The following is a 20,812-nucleotide window of genomic DNA, read 5'->3' on the forward strand; positions in this document are numbered from 1 at the left end:
AAAGGCGGGGCCCGCCCCGGTTCTGGAGCGACAGAGCGAAGGAGCGCAGCGACTGAGCGCCGGAGTGAAGAACCGGGGTCACGAGGGCCCCGCCCGCCCCGCCGAAGGCGGGGCAATAAACACAGCCCGCCCCGCCGAAGGCGGGGCAAATCAACTCAGCTGAAGTTGTTGCCGGGTCCTACGTTGCGGCTGTTGCGGGTCCGGAGCGCGTGCACGTATTCCTCGGGGGCTCCCGCTTTCTCCGCCGCGTCGGCCATCACTCCTATGTAACGGGCGGAGGGGAGTCCGCCCTCGTACGCGTCGAGGACGTACAGCCAGGCGAGGATCGGATCGGTGCCGCTGCCGGGGCTCGGGGTGACGCGGAGCCGGATCTTGCGGTGGATACCGAAATCGGAACCCTCCCAACGGTCGAGCCGCTGCTCGTCTTCCGGGGAGACGTCGTAGAGCACGACGAAGACCCGGGAACCGGGCTCTTCCACGACCGTGGCGAGCGGACCTTCCCAGCCGATATCGTCCCCGCTGAACGTGAGGCGCCAGCCCTCCAGCCAGCCCGTCCCGGACATGGGGGAGTGCGGACAGCGCTCGAGCATCTGGGTCGAATCCATATTGGACCCGTAGGCAGCGTAGATCGGCACACCGGCAGCTTAGTTGTGTGGTCGCCCGTACCGGTACGGGGCGTCGTAAATCGCCGTCCGGAATGTGCTCCCGGCGGCACATGTGCGATCCGGCGCGGCCGTGGCGGACGGGTCACCGATTGCGCTCCGGCCACGCGCGCAATGCCGATGACCTTGTGCGGAGCAGCACCTACTAGGCTGGACGCGGCGAACGAGGGCCGCGAAGCTGCCGCGCCGCGCGCGGGTGATCAGGACAGGGGAATGTATGACCCGCATAGCAATCATCGGCGGCGGACCGGCCGGTTACGAGGCGGCGTTGGTCGCGGCCCAGCACGGGGCCCAGGTGGTGCTCATCGACTCCGACGGAATCGGCGGGGCGTGTGTGCTGTGGGATTGTGTGCCGTCGAAAACCTTCATCGCCTCCACCGGTGTACGCACCGATCTGCGGCGGGCCCGGAACCTGGGGATCACACTCGATCCGAGTCAGGCCGAAGTGCGGCTGCCGGAGGTCAATGAGCGGGTGAAGGCGCTGGCATTGGCCCAGTCCTCGGATATCCGGTCGAAACTGCAGGCGGCGGGGGTGCGGGTGCTGCCGGGGCGGGGCCGGTTGGCCGGGCCGGGAACGGGCCGGGCGACGCATCGGGTCGTGGTGTCGTTTCCGGATTCGACCGAGGAGGTCGTCGAGGCGGAAGTGGTGCTGCTCGCGACCGGCGCGTCGCCGCGGGTACTGCCCGGTGCCGAACCGGACGGCGAGCGGATCCTGAACTGGCGCCAGCTCTACGATCTGGCCGAGCTGCCGGAGACCTTGGTGGTGGTCGGGTCCGGTGTGACCGGCGCCGAATTCGTTTCCGCGTATACGGAAATGGGGGTGCGGGTGATCCTGGTGTCCAGCCGGGACCGGGTGCTGCCGGGTGAGGACGCCGACGCCGCGCTGGTCCTGGAGGACGCCTTCGCCGAACGCGGCGTGGAACTGGTGAAGCACGCCCGCGCCGACAAGGTGGAGCGTACCGGCGATTCGGTGCTGGTCACCCTGGCCGACGGGCGCACCGTCACGGGCTCGCATGCGCTGATGACCGTGGGTTCCACTCCGAACACGGGCGACCTGGGCCTCGAACAGGCCGGTATCGAGCTCGATCGCGGCGGATATCTGCGGGTGGACCGGGTATCACGGACCGCCGTTCCGGGTATCTACGCCGCGGGCGACTGCACGGGTCTGTTGCCGCTGGCCTCGGTGGCCGCCATGCAGGGCCGGATCGCCATGTATCACGCACTGGGCGAGGGAGTCAGCCCGATCCGCCTGAAAACGGTGGCCTCGGCGGTGTTCACCCGCCCGGAGATCGCCACGGTGGGCGTGAGTCAGACCGCGATCGACGACGGCGAGGTCCCGGCACGCACGGTGATGCTGCCGCTCAACACCAATCCGCGCGCCAAGATGTCGGGATTGCGCCGCGGCTTCGTGAAGATCTTCTGCCGCCCGGCGACGGGAGTGGTGATCGGCGGGGTGGTGGTCGCCCCGATCGCTTCCGAGCTGATCCTGCCGATCGCGCTGGCGGTACAGAACAATCTGACGGTCAACGATCTGGCGCAGACTTTTTCGGTGTACCCCTCGCTCACCGGTTCGGTCATGGAGGCCGCCCGCCAGCTCATGCGCCACGACGACTTGGGGTAGGAAAAGGCGCGAAGTTCCTGGATGCGCCACCGCTTTTTCCTGTGTGGGGCACCCGTGAGTGTTCCTGCCGGTGGTGAGTTTTCGCCACATTGCCGGAACTGCTCGAGTATGGTTCACTTCCCTGGCAGAGATGCGATCGACGGGCGGTCGCGAGGTTTGGTGCCGGGGGGTTCGTCCTTTCGGACTCGGACAGCGAGGCCCACTTCGGGTCACCCGCTGGAGTTCGTGTCTCGAATGAGACGGAACTGGGTGTAGCCGCAGGTGGCGCCGCATCCGGGAAAGGGATTGGGCGAAAAGTGAAACATCGTAAGCCGAACCGGGCCGGCCGGGCGGTGGCGAGCACTTCGCTGCCTCTTGCGACTGCCGCGGCCATGGCCATTTTCGCGTCGCCGGCGGGGGCCGTTCCGAGCGATCAGCCGGCGACACCGACGACACCGGCGCCTGCGCCTTCGCAGCCGGGCACCAACAACCAGCAGCAGAACGGTCCGGAGACCACTCCGAGCCAGCCGGGCGTGCAGAACAACGAAAAGCAGCCGGAGAGCAGCCCCACGCCGAGCCCGAGCCAGCCCGGCGTCACGACGCCGGAGAAGAAAGACGGCGAGAACGACCAGGGCCTGACCGGACCCACCCAGCCGGGTGTCACCACCCCGCGTGTGGCGCCGCTGCCGGTGCCGGGTCAGCCCGCCCCGGCGCAGCCGGCCATCTCGCCGAATACGCCGCAGGGTCAGCAGCCGCCGGCGAAGCCGGGCGACGCCCCGGCCGTGGCACCGGATACCGACGGCGAGAACGCGCAGCCGGGTGCGCCGCAGACCGATACCCTGGTCGAGCCGCAGAGCCCGCAGTGGCAGGCGCCGAGTCTGGACGAGGCGCCGGTGGCGCCGGTCGTCGAGATGCAGGGTCCGCATATGGAGATCGGTGCCGCCCTCGACGGTGGTTCGCTGGCTCCCGGGCATTTCGCCAACACGCACCACTTCTCGAACCAGTCCGGCTATGTCGGTACCGCGGGTTTCCGGACCCCCACGGGTACGGGCGAGGCCGGTATCTCGGTGGAGTTCGTCGACGAGAACACCATCAATATCTCGACGTTCACCGGCGGGAACGGTTTGCCGGACAACAGGCTCGACACTGTCGTCGACACCACCCCGGTGAACACGGCGAAGGCTGCCGTGGAGCATTGGATCGCGCAGCAGCCGGGCGGCGCAGCGGCCCTGGACGCCGCGGCCCAGATTCCGCCGCCGCCGCCGTTGCTGCCGCCGGGCAACTACCCGGAGCAGGCGTTCAACCTCGGTGGCGTCAATACCCAGTGGGGTGGTTCACTCCAGTACTGACGTGAGTGAAATCTTGCCGGGTGGGGCGGTCGTGCGCGGCCGCCCCACCCGCGTGTCTCGGAAGGGATAGGCTGTGACCGGCGAGGGCGAAGGTAGAGAGCGCGAACCCGACCGGGCGGATTTCGGACCCCCCACCGGCGATTTCGGTCCGCCGGTATCGGAGTTCGGTCCGCCTACGGGTGAGCTACCGGCGCCGGGCTGGAAGCCGACGGCGCGTTCGGAGGATTCCGGGCTGACCTGGCGGCCGGCGCCTGGCGGCGCGCCGGAACCGCCGCCGGTTCCGCCGCCGGCGCCGCAATATCGGGCACCGGAGAGTTCCGCTCCGGTCTACCGTCCGGCTCCCACCGATTCCCGCTCGGTGACGCGCCCCGCGCCCGGCGCACCCGATCCGGACGCCACGGTTCGCCACCAGATCCCACCGGAGCCGACCGCGCGCAATACTTCCGAGCGGGCGCCGGAGCCGGATCAGGCCACCGTTCGTCATCAGAGCGGCCCGGACCTGCGCTGGCCTTCGCCGAACCAGCCGAACCAGCCCGGCGGTACCGATCAGGCCGCGGGTTCGGCTCGGCCGCGGGCGGGTGGTCTGTCCTGGGACAGCGATCCGATCGCGCAGAAGCTCACCCCGCAGTCGGTGGCCGGTGCGCTGTCGAAGAAACCCCGCCGCAAGATTCCGATCGGCCGGATCGTGACGGCGGTCGCGGTGCTGGTCGCGGTGGTCGCGGTGGGGGTGGCGATCGTCGAGGTCAGCGGTGGTGACGACGAGCCGTCGGCGCCTCCGGTCGCCGATTCGGCCTCGAGTTGCCCGGCGAGCGATGAGGGCGGGGTGATCGTCGGGGACGGGGTCGGGGATACGACCAGTGGCGCGGGTGCCATTCTCGGATTCCAGCACCAGTTCTATGTGGAGCGCAGCGGGGTCGGGGCCCGTCAGTTCGTCGCTGCGGATTCGCCCGCCATTTCCAGCGCGGAGACGATCCAGGACGCCATCGAGACGCATATTCCGGTCGGTACCGAGCATTGTGTACGGATCACCGAGCGGGCTCCGGCCTCGTTCGACGTCGATCTCACCGAGTTGCAGCCCGGCGGGAAGAAGACCGTGTACAAGCAGACGGTGACCACGGTGGACAGGGACGGGAAGACGGTGCTGTGGGTGATAGCGGACCGCCGCTGATCCCAGTATGTGAAATCACAATGCCAAATGGTGAAAATTCGTGGGATGATTCTGGGGTATTACCGGTAATTCCCCGGAGGCCCCATGTCGCACTACGAACCGCCGCTGGCCGGCAAGCTGGCCGGCCTCACCAGCTCCGCTATTCGTGACCTGCTGAAACTCACCGCCGATCCGAATATCCTGAGCCTCGCCGGAGGTCTGCCCGACGCCGAGCTGATGCCCGGCGCGCGGATCGCCGCCGCGGCCGGATCCGCACTTCGCGAGAGCGCCGCGCTCCAGTACACCGAGTCACCGGGGTGGGGGCCGCTGCGTGAGGTATTGGCCGGCCGGGAATCGGACCGGCTCGGCCGCCGGGTCGATATCGCCGAGATCTTCGTGACACACGGGTCGCAGCAGGCGCTGTCGCTGCTGGCCGAAGTACTGCTGGACCCGGGCGCGCTGGTGGTGGTCGAAGACCCTGCCTATGTCGGTGCGCTCCAGGTGTTCCGTGCGGCCGGTGCGCGGATCGTCGCGGTGCCGCTGGACGACGAGGGCCTGCGGGTCGACCTGCTCGCGGAGCTGATCGCCGGTGGGGAACGACCGGCCGTCGTGCACACCGTGAGCAATTTCCACAACCCCGGCGGCGTCACCATGAGCCCGGAACGCCGGCAGGCACTCGCGGCGCTGGCCGAAGAACACGGCTTCTGGGTGATCGAGGACGATCCGTACGGTGAACTGTGGTTCGACCGGCCCGCGCCGCTACCGGTGGCCACCTACTCGCGGTCGGTCATCCGGCTGTCGTCAGCATCGAAGATCATCGCGCCGACCTTGCGGGTGGGCTGGATGGTGGCCCCGGAGCGGGTGTGCCGCGCGGTGGAACTGCTCAAACAGGGTGCCGACCTCTGCGGCTCGGCGCTGACCCAGCAGATCGCCGCCGAACTGCTCGCCGATACCACCTGGCTCGCCGGTCATATCGAGACCGTCCGCGGTGTGTACGCGGTACGCGCCGCCGCTCTGGTCGATGCCGCGCGCGAGCATTTCGGCGACACCCTGCGCTGTTCGTCGGCTTCCGGGGGCATGTTCGTCTGGGCCGAGTTCGCCGACGGCACCGACACCACCGAACTGCTGCCGCGCGCCCTCGACGCCGGAGTCGCCTTTGTACCGGGCCGGGCGTTCGCGGTGAGCAAGCCCTATACGAACGCCATGCGGATGTGCTTCACCACCGCCGCGCCGGATGTACTCGCCGAGGCGATGGGACGGCTGGCCCGCGCCGCCGAAACCCGGGTGCCGGTTCAGTCCGCCCAGTTGTAGGTGCGTTCGACCGCCTTGTTCCAGTCGCGGAGCCGGGATTCGCGTTCGGTATCGGCCATGGCGGGGGTCCAGGTCTTGTCCGCGGCCCAATTGGCCCGGATATCGTCGGTGCCCGACCAGTAGTCGACCGCCAGCCCGGCCGCGTACGCGGCACCGAGCGCCGTGGTCTCGTTGACCAGTGGGCGGACGACCGGTAGGTCGAGGATATCGGCCTGGAACTGCATGAGCAGATCGTTGTCGACCATTCCGCCGTCGACTTTGAGCGCGGTCGCCGCCAGATCCAGCGACCGGGCTTCGGCATCGGCGCGCATGGCGTCCATCACCTCGCGAGTCTGGAAAGCGGTCGACTCCAGGATCGCGCGGGCGAGATGGGCCTTGGTGACGAACCGGGTGAGACCGGCGACAACCCCGCGGGCATCGGGCCGCCAGCGGGGCGCGAACAGTCCGGAGAAGGCCGGCACGATATAGGCGCCGCCGTTGTCCTCCACCGAGCGCGCGAGATCTTCGATCTCCGGCGCCGCGGAGATGATGCCGAGATTGTCCCGGAACCACTGCACCAGTGCACCGGTGACCGCGATCGACCCCTCCAGGGCATACACCGGCGGCTCCTCACCGAGCCGATAGCACACCGTGGTGAGGAGGCCGTGCTCGCTGAACACCGGGGTGGTACCGGTGTTGAGCAGCATGAAGTTGCCGGTGCCGTAGGTGTTCTTGGCCTCGCCCGGAGCCAGGCACGCCTGACCGAACACGGCGGCCTGCTGGTCGCCGAGAATCCCCGCGACCGGCACCCCGGCCAGCGGCCCCGCGCCGATCTCCGCGTAGACCTCCGAGGAACTGCGGATCTGCGGGAGCATCGTGGTGGGTACGCCGATCTCCGCGCAGATCCGCTCGTCCCAGGTGAGTGTGCGCAGATCCATCAGCAGGGTGCGAGAGGCATTGGTGACATCGGTGATGTGCTGCCCGGTCAGCTTCCACAGCAGCCAGCTGTCCACCGTGCCGAAACACAGTTCGCCCGCCTCGGCGCGCTTCCGGGCTCCCGGCACTGTATCGAGGATCCAGCGCACTTTGGGGCCGGAGAAATAGGTGGACAGGGGCAGGCCGGTACGGTCGGAGTAGCGGTCCGCGCCCTGGGTTCCGGCGAGTTCGGTGCACAGGCGGTCGGTGCGGGTGTCCTGCCAGACGATGGCGTTGTGGATCGGCCGACCGGTGTCGCGTTCCCAGACGACGGTGGTCTCGCGCTGGTTGGTGACCCCGACCGCCGCGATATCGGTGGCGGCGAGTCCGGCCTCGTCCAGGGCCGCCCCGAGTACGAATTCGGTATTGCGCCACAGTGTTTCCGGATCGTGCTCTACCCAGCCCGGCTTCGGGAAGATCTGCTCGTGCTCACGCTGGGCCACGCCCGCGATCTGTCCCTGCCGGTCGAACAGGATGCACCTGCTCGAAGTCGTGCCCTGGTCGACGGCGGCCACATAGCGCATGGCAGGAGGCTAACGTAAATCGGCGGATCGGTGACGAGTGTCGCACCGGTCACGTGCGCCGGTGGTTTCCCCCGGCATACTCCGATTCGGGCCCGGCCGCGCCCGGCTGTCGCCGGGCTTCGCCCGGCCGTGCCCGTTAGGCTGGCCTTCGAACGCGCAAACCCACAGCCGATCGCGCACCGAGGAGTCGAATCCGCATGATGCGATACCTCCGCCTTCGCTGCGGCCTCCGCGGGCCGCATGTATCTGCTTCGAGGGAGGTTGTGTGATGCGATGCGTTCGCGTTCGCTGTGGCCTTTGCGGGCGGCATGTATCTGCTTCGAGGGAGGTTGTGTGATGCGATGCGTTCGCGTTCGCTGTGGCCTTTGCGGGCGGCATGTATCTGCTTCGAGGGAGGGACGACGATGAGCATTCAGCCCGGACCGCAGTTTCTCGGACCCGATCAGCGCCGCGCCGCATGGGACCGTCTGAACAAGGATCACTTCGATGTGATCGTGGTGGGCGGCGGTGTGGTCGGAGCCGGAATCGCGCTCGACGCCGCCACCCGGGGACTGAAGGTGGCGTTGGTGGAAGCCCGCGACCTCGCCTCGGGGACCTCCAGCCGCTCGTCCAAGATGTTCCACGGTGGTCTGCGGTATCTGGAACAGCTCGAATTCGGTCTGGTTCGCGAGGCGCTGAAGGAACGCGAACTGTCCATGTCGCGTCTGGCGCCGCACCTGGTGAAACCGCTGCGTTTCCTCTACCCCCTCACCCGGCGCGCCTGGGAACGGCCCTACGTCGCGGCGGGACTTTTCCTCTACGACACCATGGGCGGCGCGAAATCGGTTCCGGGACAGCGTCATCTGTCCCGTCATGGGGCATTGCGACTGGCCCCGGGACTGCGCGGCAACTCGATGATCGGCGGGATCAGCTACTACGACACGGTGGTCGACGATGCCCGGCACACCATGACCGTCGCCCGCACGGCCGCCCATTACGGGGCGGTCATCCGGATGTCCACCCAGGTGGTCGGGTTCCTGCGGGAAGCCGACCGGGTGGTCGGCGTACAGGTGCGCGACAGCGAGGACGGCACCACCGGTGAGGTGCGGGGACACGTCGTGATCAACGCGGCCGGGGTGTGGACCGACGAGGTACAGGCGCTGTCTCAGCAGCGGGGCCGGTTCCATGTGCGGGCATCCAAGGGCGTGCACATCGTCGTCCCGCGCGACCGGATCGTCAGCGATGCCGCGATCATACTGCGGACCTCCACCTCGGTGCTGTTCGTGATCCCGTGGGGGGCGCACTGGATCATCGGCACCACCGATACCGACTGGAATCTCGATCTGGCCCATCCGGCCGCCACCAAAGCCGATATCGACTACCTGCTGGGCCGGGTGAACGAGGTACTGGTCACGCCGCTGACCCACGCCGATATCGACGGTGTGTACGCGGGCTTGCGGCCACTGCTGGCCGGAGAGAGCGATGAGACCTCGAAGCTCTCCCGTGAACACGCGGTGGCGCGGATCGCGCCGGGCCTGGTGGCGATCGCGGGCGGAAAATACACGACCTACCGGGTGATGGCCTACGACGCGGTGGACGAGGCCGCCCAGGACATCCCGGCCCGCGTCTCGCCCTCGATCACCGAGAAGGTGCCGCTGCTGGGCGCCGACGGATATTTCGCGCTGGTCAACCAGACCGTCCAGCTGGCCGAGGAGTACGGGGTGCACCCGTACCGGGTGAAGCATCTGCTGGACCGCTACGGTTCGCTGATCGACGAGGTCATGGCGTTGGCTGCCGACCGGCCCGATCTCCGACAACCCATCACTGCGGCGCCGTCCTATCTCCGGGTGGAAGCGGTGTACGCCGCGGCCGCGGAGGGCGCGCTGCACCTCGACGATGTGCTCGCGCGACGTACCCGGATCTCCATCGAATACCCGCACCGCGGCGCCGAATGCGCCGAAGAGGTGGCCGGGCTCATCGCCCCGGTGCTCGGCTGGAGCGATACGGAGTCCGATCGGGAGATCCGGACCTATCTCGCCCGGGTGGACGCCGAGGTCCGCTCGCAGACCCAGCCCGACGACGCCTCGGCCGACGCGCTGCGTATCGCCGCACCCGAACCGCGGCCGGAGATCCTGGAGCCGGTACCCACCGACGGCTGAGCCGGTCCGCTGTTCAGTGCGCGGCGGGTGTTCAGTGCGCGGCGGGTGCGTGGCCGGGCGCCGTGGTGGCCGCGGGCCCCAGCGGTACCGGTGCCGGTGCCTGCGGTGTCGCGGCGGGATGCAGCAGGAAATAGCAGAACATCGCGGTGGCCACTATTGCCAGCACCGCGGAGAGCACCTTGCCGGTGACGGCGGTCAAGTGGACGGTTCGGGTGTTCATGGGACCTGCTTCCAGTGCGGTACCCGTGTGTCGTCGGAAAGCGGCCGAACATTACTGCGCCGATAGCGGCCGTCACAGCGGAGCCGACGGCCGGTATGCGCCACCCTACGAGCTCAGACCGGCTGGACCTGGCATTTCGGGCAGAAGTAGATACCGCGTTCGCGTCGGCTGACGCGGTCGTAACCCGGTACGGTCTCACCCAGCATCTCCACCCGCAGCGAGGTCCCGCACCGCCGGCAGGGGCGGGGAGCCCGGCCGTAGGCCAGCGGCCGCCACGGCGGCTGATGCGCGGCTCGGTACAGCACCCGGTGCGCCTCGTGCACCAGCGCCGGTAGGTCGCCCACTTCGCCGACCGGCAGCGCCGGATGGACCCGGCGCAGGTAGCAGATCTCGCTCCGGTAGATATTGCCGATCCCGGCCAGATTGCGCTGATCGAGCAGAGCGAGGCCGATCGGCCGGGCCGGGTCCCGGCGCAACCGGTCCACGGCCTCGGTGGGATCCCAGCCGGGCCCCAGCAGATCCGGTCCCAGATGTTCGACGGCGCGATGCTCCTCGCTGCGCCGCAGTACCTCCACCAGGCCGAGGTCGAATCCGACGGCTTCGGCCTCGGCGGTACCCAGGACGATCCGCGCGGCGACCCGCGGTTTGGTCCAGCGCTGGCCGCAGTGGAACACCCGCCAGGTGCCCTCCATCTTCAGATGGGTGTGCACGCTGACCGTCTCGGTGCGGATGAACAGATGCTTTCCGTAACTGCCGACGCTGTCCACCACCTGGCCGCGCAGATCGACGGTCGCGTACCGGGGCACCCGGAAGTCGCTGCGTGTCAGTGTCGCGCCGTCGAGCGCGGCCCGCAGGCGCGCGGCGGCGAGGAACACGACATCACCTTCGGGCATGAGCGACTCTGTCTTTCTGCGTCGCGGGTTCGAGGTGCAGTTCGTGGACCGTCTCGATCACCTCGAGTGGTCTCACGCCACTGTAGTGCTCGGCGGTCGCCGGGCTAGGGACGGCCGACCGCACGTCGCAGCCGCAGGCCCTGCGGGGTCGCGGCGAAACCGGCTTCGGTGAGGAAGGCGGCGAAGGTGTTGCCGTGGACCGACTCGCCGTCGACCCGGTCGATGACCAGCGAATCGGTCCGCCCGGTCCGAACCAGATCGGCCAGCGCGCCCGCCGCGGCCTGCCGGGCGGCGGGATCTTCGGTACAGGTGAGCAACGTTTTACCGCCGCGTTCGAGATAGAGGACGAGTTCGCCGTCGACCAGGACGACCAGTGCGCCCGCTTTCCGGCCCGGACGGTGGCCGGCCCCGCCCTCGGTTTTGGGCCAGGGCAGGGCGGCACCGTAGGGGTTGGCCGGATCGCAGGCCGCGAGTGCCAGTGCCGCGCCCGTGGACCGGCGGTCGCCGTCGAAGGAACGCAGCCGGTCCACCACATCGGTGGTGGAGAACTGGGCGCCGCCGAGTGAATCGACGAAGTACCCGCGACGACAGCGGCCCCGGTCCTCGAATTCGCTGAGTACGCGGTACAGCAGCGCGAAACCGCCGGGTACACCCTCGCTCTGCACCGACCCCTTGGTGAGGACACCGTAACGTTCCAGCAGCAGGTCGGCGCCGGCGTGGGCGCGAACCGTATTGTCGGTCGCCCGGTCGGGCAGCAGCGACCAGCGACCGGCCACGGTCGGCGGGCCGGAGCGGCTCGGCATCGCCGGGCGGGGCAGATACGTGCGACCGCGCGGTGCTCGGCGCGGGGTCCGGTGCGCGGTGGGGGTCCGGGTGGATCCGGACAGCCGGGCCCTTACCGGGGCGAAGGTGTCGCCGGAGACCAGACCCGACCAGACCAGGTCCCACAGGGCGGCCGCGACCCCGGTGTCGTCGAGCAGACCCGTCGCATCGGAGAGCTGCCGGAAGAAGTAGGCGCCACCGCTGTGCAGGACCGGCGGTGCGGTGGGGTCGCTGTCGGACAGGTGGCCCGCCGGCGCGGTGCGCGCGGGCCCGGCGCCGAGGGCGGTGAGCAGCGCGAGATGGACCTCGGTGAACTCGGGTTCGTCGGCCGGCGGCAGCGTGAGAGGAGCCCCGTCGGCCGGATGCAGGGCGATCCAGCCGTCTTTGGCGTTGATGACGCCGTGGCCGGACCAGCGGACTTCGCCGGTGGCCATGAGCTCGTCGAGAAAAGCGGGTGAGTAGTCGCGGACCCGGGCCGGCAGCACCAGCGATTCCCACGCGGACGCCGGAATCGGCACTCCGGCCAGTTGTTCCACCACGGTCGCCACACCGTCGATACCGCGCAGTTCACCGGTGCCGATGTGCTGCCAGTCGGGGAGGAACCGTCCGAAGGTGCCGGTGGACACCGGTTCGACCTCGTGCCGCGCGGCGGCGAGGCTGCGTCGCCGCAACCGGCGCAACACCTGGACGTCGCACCATTCCGAACCGCCGGTCTCCGGGGTGAACTCGCCTTCGACCACCCGTTTCTCGGTGGCCAGGCGATGCAGTGCCGATGCCGCGACCGCGGTACCCAGCCCGAAGCGGTACGCGACCGACTCCGTGGTGAACGGCCCGTGGGTGCGGGCGAATCGGGCGACCAGATCACCGAGCGGGTCGGCGACCGGTTCGATGAATGCCGCCGGGGTGCCGATCGGCAGCGGGACACCCAGGGCGTCGCGTAATCGAGCGGCATCCTCGATCGCGGCCCACCACACCTCGCCCGCATAGGACACCTCGAGTGCGCGCCGGGCTCCGGCCAGTTCGGCGAACCAGTCCGTGGGATCGGCCCGGCAGCGTTGCCGGGCTTCGGCCGCCGTGATCGGCCCGAGCAACCGCAGCAGATCCGCCAGGCCTTCCATATCCCGCGCCTGCCGGTCCGGCGTGCGGCGCTGGAGTTCCGCTTCGACTTCGGCGATGACCTCGCTGTCCAGCAGCTCCCGCAGTTCGACCCGGCCGAGGAGTTCGGCGAGCAGTGCCGAATCCAGGGACAGGGCCGCGGCCCGGCGTTCGGCCAGGGGGCTGTCGCCGTCGTACATGAACTGGCCGATGTAATCGAACAGCAGCGCGCCGGCGAACGGTGACGGGGTGGCGGTCTCCACCTCGACCAGCCGCACCTGGCGACGTGCCACCCCGGTGAGCAGATCCCGCAGCGCGGGCAGGTCGTAGACATCGCGCAGGCATTCGCGAACCGTTTCCAGCAGGATCGGGAACTCCGGGAATTTCCTGGCCACATCGAGCAATTGGGCGGACCGCTGGCGCTGCTGCCACAGCGGTGCGCGGCGGCCGGGGTCGCGGCGTGGCAGCAACAGGGCGCGGGCGGCGCACTCCCGGAAACGGGAAGCGAACAGAGCCGACCCACCGACCTGTTCGGTGACCAGTTCGTCGATCTCGTCCGGTTCGAAGACGAACAGTTCGGCGCCCGGCGGTTCGTCGGTGGTGTCGGGGAGCCGCACCACGATGCCGTCGTCGGAGGCGTTCGGGGCGGCGTCGACTCCGAAACGTTCCCGCAGCCGGGCCCCCACGGCCAGCGCCCAGGCCGCATGCACCGGCAGGCCGTAGGGCGAATGCAGGACCAGTCGCCAGTCGCCCAGCTCGTCCCGGAAACGTTCGACCACCAGGGTCCGGTCGGTGGGCAGCCGACCGGTCGCGGTGCGCTGATCCTCCAGCAGTGCCGAAAGATTGGCGGTGGCGTTCTCGTCCAGTCCGGCGGCGCTGGTCTGTTCGGTCAGGGCCGCGGGCGAGGTCTGCGAACCGGCACGCCGGACGAATTCGCCCAGCGCGGCACCGAGTTCGGCCGGGCGCCCGAGGGAGTCACCGTGCCAGAACGGCAATCGCCCGGGCTGTCCGAACGCGGGTGTCACCAGTACGCGGTCGTAGGTGATGTCCTCGATCCGCCAGCTCGTGGCGCCCAGGGCGAAAACATCCCCGACCCTGGATTCGTAGACCATCTCCTCGTCGAGTTCGCCTACTCGCGAGGCCTTCTCACCGACCATGTACACCGCGAACATGCCCCGGTCGGGTATCGCGCCGCCCGAGGTCACCGCCAGTCGCTGGGCGCCGGGACGGCCGGTGAGGGTGCCGGCGTCGCGATCCCACACCAGACGTGGCCGCAGTTCGGCGAATTCGTCGGAGGGGTATCGGCCCGCCAGCAGATCGAGTACCGCCTCGTAGGAGGAACGGGGCAATGACGCGTAACTGCCGGTGCCGCGCACCGTATCGAACCAGGCGTCGACATCCAGTGTGTCCAGTGCGCAGGCCGCGACAGTCTGCTGGGCGAGGATATCGAGCGGATGCGCGGGTATCTTCAGGGCTTCGATCTGCCCGGACAGCATCCGCTGGGCCGCCACCGCGCAGTGCACCACATCGGTGCGGTGTTTGGGGAACAGGACGCCTCGCGATATCTCACCCACCTGGTGCCCGGCCCGGCCGATGCGCTGGAGCCCGCTCGCGACCGAGGGCGGGGCCTCGACCTGGACCACCAGATCCACCGCTCCCATATCGATACCGAGTTCGAGGCTGCTGGTGGCCACCACGCAGCGCAGCCGGCCGCTCTTGAGGTCGTCTTCGATGAGGGCCCGCTGCTCCTTGCTCACCGAGCCGTGATGGGCGCGGGCCAGCAACGGTTCGGCGCCGTGGACGACTTCGGTCGACGGCCCGAGCTGGGCCGGCGGGGCGTGGGTCGTATCGACGGACGCACCGAGTCGCTCCGCATAGGTTTCGTTCAGCCGCGCGGTCAAGCGTTCGGCGAGCCGGCGCGAATTGGCGAAGACGATCGAGGAGCGGTGGTCGAGGACGAGTTCGACGATCGCCTCGTCCACATGCGGCCACAGCGATCCGGGCTGGTCCGAATCGCCCGGCTCGGTCATATCCGGCACCGGGACCCGTACTGAGAGGTCGAAGGTTTTCGGCGCGGGCGGGGAGACGATGGTGATCGGTGCCGACCCCACCAGGAACCGGCCCACCTCGTCCGGCGGCCGGACGGTCGCGGAAAGCCCGATCCGCTGCGCCGGCCGTTCGGTGAGTCCGTCGAGCCGCGCGAGGGAGAGCGCGAGATGCGACCCCCGTTTGGAACCGGCGATGGCGTGTACCTCGTCGACGATGACGGTGCGGACGGTACGCAGTGTGTCCCGGGCCGCGGAGGTGAGCATCAGGAACAGCGATTCCGGCGTGGTGATGAGGATATCGGGCGGGGTGCGCTGGAGTCGGCGGCGCTCCGCTGCGGTGGTGTCACCGGAGCGCACGCCGACGCTGATCTCCGGTGCCGGCAGACCGAGGCGGCGCGCGGTCTGCCGAACCCCCACCAGCGGTGCCCGCAGATTTCGTTCCACATCCACGGCCAGCGCCTTGAGCGGGGAGACATAGAGCACCGAGGTACCCGAATCCGCCGGATCGTCCGTGGCCAGCCGATCGATGGCCCACAGGAACGCCGACAGCGTCTTGCCCGACCCTGTCGGCGCGATCACCAGGGTGTGCTCACCGGCCGCGATCGCCTGCCACGCTCCCAGCTGCGCGGCCGTCGGCGCAGGGAAGGCACCGTCGAACCACTGCTGGGTGGCGGCGGAGAACTCGGTCACGGGTCCCAGTGTGCACCGGGGCACCGACACCGGACCGGACGCGGAACGTACCCGGCCGGCCCGGGCCGGCCGGGTACGGGAATGTTCAGGCCGGGGCCTCGTCGACCAGATGGGGGCCGGTGAGACCTGGATCGGCGAATTCGGTCTCGGCGAGGTCGGGGGAGAGCAGATCGGGGGTGTGTTCCTCGCCGATCAGTCCGGCCAGCCGGATCAGGTCCGCGGTGGTCACCCCGCCGACCGGCCGGAACTCCCGGCTGAGTCTGCGACGAAGGAACTCGGTACGGGAAATACCCAGGCCATTGGCTTGCCGGTCGATCTCGTCGATGACCGCACCGGGAACGGCGCGGATCAGAATATCTGTCATCCTCGATCACCTCCTGCTGGCAGCGGGGCACGATGGGGCCGGGAACCGGTGATGAAGTGCGAACCGGCTACCGGTGACAGTCCGGCATTTCTATGCTTCGACGGTGCCTGGTGTGCGAAAACTCGACTTGATCTCCCACGGCGTCACCGAGGCGTCGCGGGTGGCGCGGTTTCCGGCCGACGAACCGCTCACCCCGGCGGGGCGAGCGGCGCTGGCGGACCGGGCGGCCGAACCACCTGCGGGCGCGCTGGTGCTCGCGGGCCCGGAGCGGCGGACCAGAGAGACTGCCCGATTGCTGGGCTTGGATGCCGCACCACTGTCGAGATTACGCGATCTCGACGCCGGGACATGGCGCGGTACGGAACTGGGCCTGCTGGCGCCGGAGAAAGTGGGGCGCTGGCTCACCGAGCCCGGGTACCGCGAACACGGTGGCGAGTCGATCCTGGACCTGATCGAACGGGCCCGCGGCTGGTTGGACGAGGTGGTCGGCGCGGCACGGCCGCGTACGGTCGCGGTGACGCATCCGGCGGTGATCCGGGCCGTACTGGTCGTCGCGCTGGGGGCGGCACCGGAGTCGTTCTGGCGATTCGATGTGGCACCGGGCGCGCGGGTCCGGTTGCACCATCGCACCGCGTGGACGCTGCGGCTGAACTGATCGGTCCGTGGCTACTGCGCGTTCACGGCGACCGTGGTGCCGAAGGACAGCGGGAAATCCCGGAAGGTGATGCTCGCCGGCGCCGATCCGGCCGGTACGCCGTAGACCAGGTGGGTGCCCAGCGATTCGCCCGGCGCCAGGTTGCGCGGCGCGGCCGCGGCTGCCGCACGCTGTGCGGTCGCGGTGATATCCGGGCCGTATTTCGCGCCGGCGCTATCGTTGAGTTCCTGACCGAGTGGCAGATAGGTCTTCGTCTGGTCCGCGATATTGCGGACGGTGAAACTCACCACCACGAAGGTTCCCTCGGCGCGTTCGATACCGACGGCGCCGACCCCGGACTCCACATTCAGCACCGTGAACTCGAAACTGCCGTCCCGGACCGGGGCGCCCGCCTCGGCGACGGTCGCGCTCGCCGGCCCGTTGTCACCGCTGAAGAACCGGATCGACCCGGCGCCTTCGAACAGTGCGGCCACACAGCCGCCGATCAGCAGCAGCGGCACCACCACGAGCACGATCAGCCACAGCAGCAGCCGGCGCAATCTGCTCTTGCGGCGCCGCGGTTTTCCCGCACCGGTGCGCTGGGCGGGGCGACCGGGCGGCGGTCCCGGATAGTGGGGTGCGGGGCGGGACGGGGCGATCGGACGGGCGGTGCGGCTGTGCGGTGCGGGTCCGGCGGCCGGCGCGGGGCTGCCGTCGTGGCCCGGCCGCATTCCTGTCTCCAGGCGGGTGTACGCACGCGTCTGTGGGTACGAGGGCGGATGCGGCGCCCCGGCCGGTGCGTGTCCGGTGTAGGACCGGGTCGGCCGGTAGGTGTGGGGCGGCACCGGCTCGCCGGGGCGGTGTTCGGTATAGGCGCGGGTTCCCGGCCGGGCGGCGGGTGCGTCGGGCCGGTCGTCCAATTCGTAGTGGCGGGTTCCCGGGTGTTCGGCCGGGTCGGCAACGGTCGCGGCCCCCGTCAGCGCCGCTGTGGCGGCCCGCGCGAACTCCCCGGCGCTCTGATAGCGATCACCGGGTTCCTTCGCCATCGCGCGTGCGACGACCCGGTCCAGTTCCACCGGAATCCCAGGAACCAGAGCGCGCACACTGGGCGGACTGGTCGTGAGATGGTCGTGCATCTGCCGGGCCGGATCGGTTTCGCCGAACGGGCGGACACCGGCCAGGCATTCGTAGAGCACACAACCGAGCGAGTAGATATCGGCGCGGGCGTCGGTATGCCCGGTGAACCGTTCGGGAGCCATATAGGCCCAGGTGCCGACCGTCATGTTCGATGCCGTGAGGGCCGGGCTGTCGGCGCCGCGGGCGATACCGAAATCGATGAGGTAGGCGAAACCGTCGCGCCGGACCACGATATTGGACGGTTTCACATCGCGGTGTACCGATCCGGCCCGATGCGCGGCATCCAGGGCGGCCGCGGTCTGCGTGACGATATCGATGGCGCGGGCGGGTGGCAGGGCCCCGCCGGTCCGGAGGATCCGGCCGAGATCGTCGCCTTCGACGTATTCCATCTCGATGAACAGCCGGCCGTCCAGCGTGCCGTGTGCGTGGATGGGCACGATATGGCTGTCGTGCAGGCGCGCGACGAGTTCGGCCTCGCGTTCGAACCGTCTCCGAAAGATCGGGTCCGCGGCGAGTTCGCCGGGCAGCAGCTTCAAGGCGACCCGCCCGCCCGGACGGCCGTCGGCCGGGTCGGCGTGGGCGAGCCACACCTGGCCCATCCCGCCCTGGCCGAGCAACCGCTCGAGCCGGTAACGGCCCAATCGCTGCCCGGTCATAACGCACCCTTCCCAGTCACCGCCGGCCCGCGGTCCGGGCGGTCGCGGTGGTCCGGGACCCGCCCGGGGCCGGACTGTACCCCGACCCTAATGGGCGCGGCCGGTGAAGCCCATCGGTGATCCACATCCGGGTACCGGGCCGGGCGGAGTCACCCCTGGCCCGGCCGGTCGGGGCGGACCGGTGTGACCGCACCGGTCGCCACGCGACGGTGCCCCGGAAGCCGGATATGAGAGCTGCCGTCGGGCTGTGCCAGGGTGGTCGAGTGGAGGCGATCGAGATCAACGCAGGCGCATGGTATCTGCGTGCCCTGCGGGCGGACGAGCGGATCGACGACCGGCCGGCCCTGGCCGCGGGCGGGATCACCGATCCCGATCATGTGACCCGCCGGGCCGCGCAGTGGGCCGACGAATCCCATTTCTCCTGGGCGGTATGCGAACCGACCACCGCCGAACTGGTGGCCGAGATCGGTGTGACCCCGCGCCCGGACGGGACCGCCGCGGTCGAGGGCTGGGCCCGTCCCGGCCACGGTGCGGCGCTGGCAGTGGCGGCGACGGCGGTACGCCGGTTCGCCGAGGGCGCGCTGGGCCTGCGTCCCGACCCGGGCTGACGGCTTCGGGTGGGATCGGTCAGCGGAGGGCGGTGAGTACCCGGTCCAGTGCGGCCACCGCAGCGGTCAGTTCGTCGGGTTCCACGGTGAGCGGCGGCCGGAACCGGATGGCGCGTTCGCCGGTGCCGATCATCAGCACCCGTTCGCGCTCGCGCAGAGCGGTGAGCACCGCATCCCGGAAAGCGCTGTCGGGCAGTGTGACAGCGCACATGAGTCCCCGGCCGCGCGGTTCGGTGACCGCGGAATGCCGGTCGGCGAGTTCGCGCAGCAGATCCAGCAGCAGCCGGCCCAGTTCGGCGGCCCGGTCGACCAGTCCGTCACGTTCGATCACTTCGAGAATCCGGGTCGCCCGCACCATATCGGCGAGATTGCCACCCCAGGTGGAGTTCAGGCGTGAGGACACCGCGAACACATTGTCGCCGACCTCGTCCACCCGGCCACCGGCCATGATCCCGCACACCTGGGTCTTCTTCCCGAATGCCACCACATCCGGTGCCAGCCCGAGTTGCCGGTAGGCCCAGGTGCTTCCGGTCATTCCGACGCCGGTCTGTACCTCGTCGACGATGAACAGCGCGTCGTTGGCGTGGCACAGCTCTTGGACGGCCCGCAGGAACTGCGGCCGCATATGACGGTCGCCGCCCTCGCCCTGGATCGGTTCGGTGATGAAACAGGCTATGCCGCCGGGTCGGTCGGCGAACGCCCGGACGGCCTGGTCGAGCGCGCGCCGCTCCGCCGCTTCGATATCGATACCGGTTCCGAGGCAGGGCGTTTCGATCCGTGGCCAATCGAAGGCCGGGAACCGATCGGTTTTGACCGGGTCGGTATTGGTCAGCGACAGGGTGTATCCGCTGCGCCCGTGGAACGCGCCGGTCAGGTGCAGGACGCCGAGCCCGGTACCGGGAGGCGTTGTGCGCCCGTTCATCTCGTTGTGTCGGCTCTTCCAGTCGAAGGCGGTCTTGAGCGCGTTCTCCACCGCGAGGGCGCCGCCGTCGATGAAGAACAGGTGCGGCAGCCGGGGGTCGCCGAGGACGCGGACGAAGGTCTCTACGAAGCGCGCCATCTCGACCGTGTAGATATCGGAGTTGCTCGGCTTGTTCACTGCGGCCGTGAGCAATTCGGCGCGGAAGCCGGCGTCCTCGGCCAGCGCCGGATGGTTCATGCCCAGGGCGCTGGAGGCGAAGAAACCGAACATGTCGAGGTAGTCGGTGCCGTCGCGCGCGTCCACCAGGTGCCGGCCGTGGGAGGCGCGTAGGTCGAGTACCAGATCGAAACCGTCGGTCAGCATATTGGCCGACAGCGTCTCGAAGACGCGGGAAGCGGGGACGCGGCCGTTGGTTCTGCCACCGTCCGTGCCGGAGTGCTCCAGTTCGATGGTCACACTCCGACGGTACGGGACCCGACACCGGCTTGTCAGGAAGATTTTCTGACAAGTGCGTAACTAAAGGGATTTGTTACGGTATCGACTACTTTTCGTAGAATGTCTGCAGGATTATGGTGCTCCGGGTTCGGACATTGGCCGTCGCCCGGATCTGCTGCAGCAACTGTTCCAGATGCCGCGGTGAGGCCACCCGGACCAGCAGGATGTAGCTCTCGTCGCCCGCCACCGAATGGCAGGCCTCGATACCGGGCATATTCTGCAGTGCCGCCGGAGCATCGTCGGGCTGGGAGGGATCGAGAGGAGTGATCGCCACATATGCCGACAGGAGCTGTCCCAGTGCCTCGGGGTCGACGTTCGCGGTGTAACCACGGATCACGCCGCGCGCCTCGAGCCTGCGCACCCGTGACTGCACGGCGGATACCGAAAGACTCGCCTTCTCGGCCAGATTGGACAGTGTCGCCCGTCCATCGGCCATCAGTTCCCGGATCAGCAGGCGATCGATCTCGTCCAGGGATGGTTTTGCCGGTGTTTCCGCCATCAGCGAAGGCTAACGTAGCGGACACACCGCCGGAACCGTGTTGT

16 protein-coding genes are annotated in these 20,812 nt (G+C 69.2%); 7 read left to right on the forward strand and 9 right to left on the reverse strand.

Going from position 1 to position 20,812, the window contains the following annotated elements; genetic code table 11:
• Positions 1-155: 155 nt before the first annotated feature.
• A complete protein-coding gene (locus tag ACWCPQ_RS28255) occupies positions 156-635 on the reverse strand; it encodes a gamma-glutamylcyclotransferase (protein WP_039822672.1) in 480 nt (159 codons plus the stop codon).
• Between the two features lie 244 nt (positions 636-879).
• Between ACWCPQ_RS28255 and ACWCPQ_RS28260 the strand changes: the two genes are divergently transcribed.
• The 4 genes from ACWCPQ_RS28260 (at position 880) to ACWCPQ_RS28275 (ending at position 6,069) form a co-directional block, all read left to right on the forward strand.
• Positions 880-2,283 carry an NAD(P)H-quinone dehydrogenase gene (locus tag ACWCPQ_RS28260; RefSeq protein ID WP_449904462.1) on the forward strand — a complete coding sequence of 468 codons (1,404 nt, stop codon included), beginning with the start codon at positions 880-882 and terminating at the stop codon, positions 2,281-2,283.
• 296 nt (positions 2,284-2,579) lie between these two features.
• Entirely contained in the window at positions 2,580-3,611 is a 1,032-nt protein-coding gene (locus ACWCPQ_RS28265) for a hypothetical protein (RefSeq protein ID WP_449904464.1), read from the forward strand.
• A gap of 73 nt (positions 3,612-3,684) precedes the next feature.
• The gene (locus ACWCPQ_RS28270; protein WP_449904466.1) at positions 3,685-4,779 is read left to right on the forward strand and encodes a hypothetical protein; all 1,095 of its coding nucleotides are present in this window, start codon (positions 3,685-3,687) and stop codon (positions 4,777-4,779) included.
• An 84-nt stretch (positions 4,780-4,863) separates the two neighbouring features.
• A complete protein-coding gene (locus ACWCPQ_RS28275) occupies positions 4,864-6,069 on the forward strand; it encodes an aminotransferase-like domain-containing protein (RefSeq protein WP_449904468.1) in 1,206 nt (401 codons plus the stop codon).
• On the opposite strand, the gene glpK is transcribed toward ACWCPQ_RS28275, so the two are convergent.
• Positions 6,051-7,547 carry a glycerol kinase GlpK gene (gene glpK, locus ACWCPQ_RS28280; protein WP_449904470.1) on the reverse strand — a complete coding sequence of 499 codons (1,497 nt, stop codon included), beginning with the start codon at positions 7,545-7,547 and terminating at the stop codon, positions 6,051-6,053. The genes ACWCPQ_RS28275 and glpK overlap by 19 nt on opposite strands.
• A gap of 404 nt (positions 7,548-7,951) precedes the next feature.
• Here glpK and ACWCPQ_RS28285 point away from each other — a divergent pair, with 404 nt between their 5' ends.
• Entirely contained in the window at positions 7,952-9,685 is a 1,734-nt protein-coding gene (locus ACWCPQ_RS28285) for a glycerol-3-phosphate dehydrogenase/oxidase (protein WP_449904472.1), read from the forward strand.
• A gap of 31 nt (positions 9,686-9,716) precedes the next feature.
• Here ACWCPQ_RS28285 and ACWCPQ_RS28290 read toward each other — a convergent pair whose 3' ends face one another.
• The 4 genes from ACWCPQ_RS28290 to vapB all read right to left on the reverse strand — a co-directional run bounded on the left by ACWCPQ_RS28290 (position 9,717) and on the right by vapB (position 15,817).
• Positions 9,717-9,905, reverse strand: a complete 189-nt coding sequence (locus ACWCPQ_RS28290; protein WP_449904474.1) for a hypothetical protein — start codon at positions 9,903-9,905, stop codon at positions 9,717-9,719.
• Positions 9,906-10,018: 113 nt separating this feature from the next.
• Entirely contained in the window at positions 10,019-10,798 is a 780-nt protein-coding gene (locus ACWCPQ_RS28295; RefSeq protein ID WP_449904476.1) for a DNA-formamidopyrimidine glycosylase family protein, read from the reverse strand.
• A gap of 104 nt (positions 10,799-10,902) precedes the next feature.
• Positions 10,903-15,453, reverse strand: a complete 4,551-nt coding sequence (locus tag ACWCPQ_RS28300) for an ATP-dependent helicase (protein ID WP_449904478.1) — start codon at positions 15,451-15,453, stop codon at positions 10,903-10,905.
• A gap of 85 nt (positions 15,454-15,538) precedes the next feature.
• A complete protein-coding gene (gene vapB, locus ACWCPQ_RS28305; protein WP_449904479.1) occupies positions 15,539-15,817 on the reverse strand; it encodes a type II toxin-antitoxin system VapB family antitoxin in 279 nt (92 codons plus the stop codon).
• 103 nt (positions 15,818-15,920) lie between these two features.
• Between vapB and ACWCPQ_RS28310 the strand changes: the two genes are divergently transcribed.
• Complete coding sequence (locus ACWCPQ_RS28310; protein ID WP_449904481.1) at positions 15,921-16,472, forward strand: histidine phosphatase family protein; 552 nt, start codon at positions 15,921-15,923, stop codon at positions 16,470-16,472.
• A gap of 11 nt (positions 16,473-16,483) precedes the next feature.
• On the opposite strand, the gene ACWCPQ_RS28315 is transcribed toward ACWCPQ_RS28310, so the two are convergent.
• Positions 16,484-18,244, reverse strand: coding sequence for a serine/threonine-protein kinase (locus ACWCPQ_RS28315; protein WP_449904483.1), 1,761 nt, complete (start codon positions 18,242-18,244; stop codon positions 16,484-16,486).
• A 263-nt stretch (positions 18,245-18,507) separates the two neighbouring features.
• Between ACWCPQ_RS28315 and ACWCPQ_RS28320 the strand changes: the two genes are divergently transcribed.
• Positions 18,508-18,852, forward strand: a complete 345-nt coding sequence (locus ACWCPQ_RS28320; protein ID WP_449904569.1) for a hypothetical protein — start codon at positions 18,508-18,510, stop codon at positions 18,850-18,852.
• A gap of 19 nt (positions 18,853-18,871) precedes the next feature.
• Here ACWCPQ_RS28320 and lat read toward each other — a convergent pair whose 3' ends face one another.
• A complete protein-coding gene (gene lat, locus ACWCPQ_RS28325) occupies positions 18,872-20,230 on the reverse strand; it encodes an L-lysine 6-transaminase (protein WP_449904485.1) in 1,359 nt (452 codons plus the stop codon).
• Between the two features lie 85 nt (positions 20,231-20,315).
• Positions 20,316-20,768 carry an Lrp/AsnC family transcriptional regulator gene (locus ACWCPQ_RS28330; protein WP_449904487.1) on the reverse strand — a complete coding sequence of 151 codons (453 nt, stop codon included), beginning with the start codon at positions 20,766-20,768 and terminating at the stop codon, positions 20,316-20,318.
• Positions 20,769-20,812: the final 44 nt, after the last annotated feature.

The organism is Nocardia sp. NPDC001965, assembly GCF_053594175.1.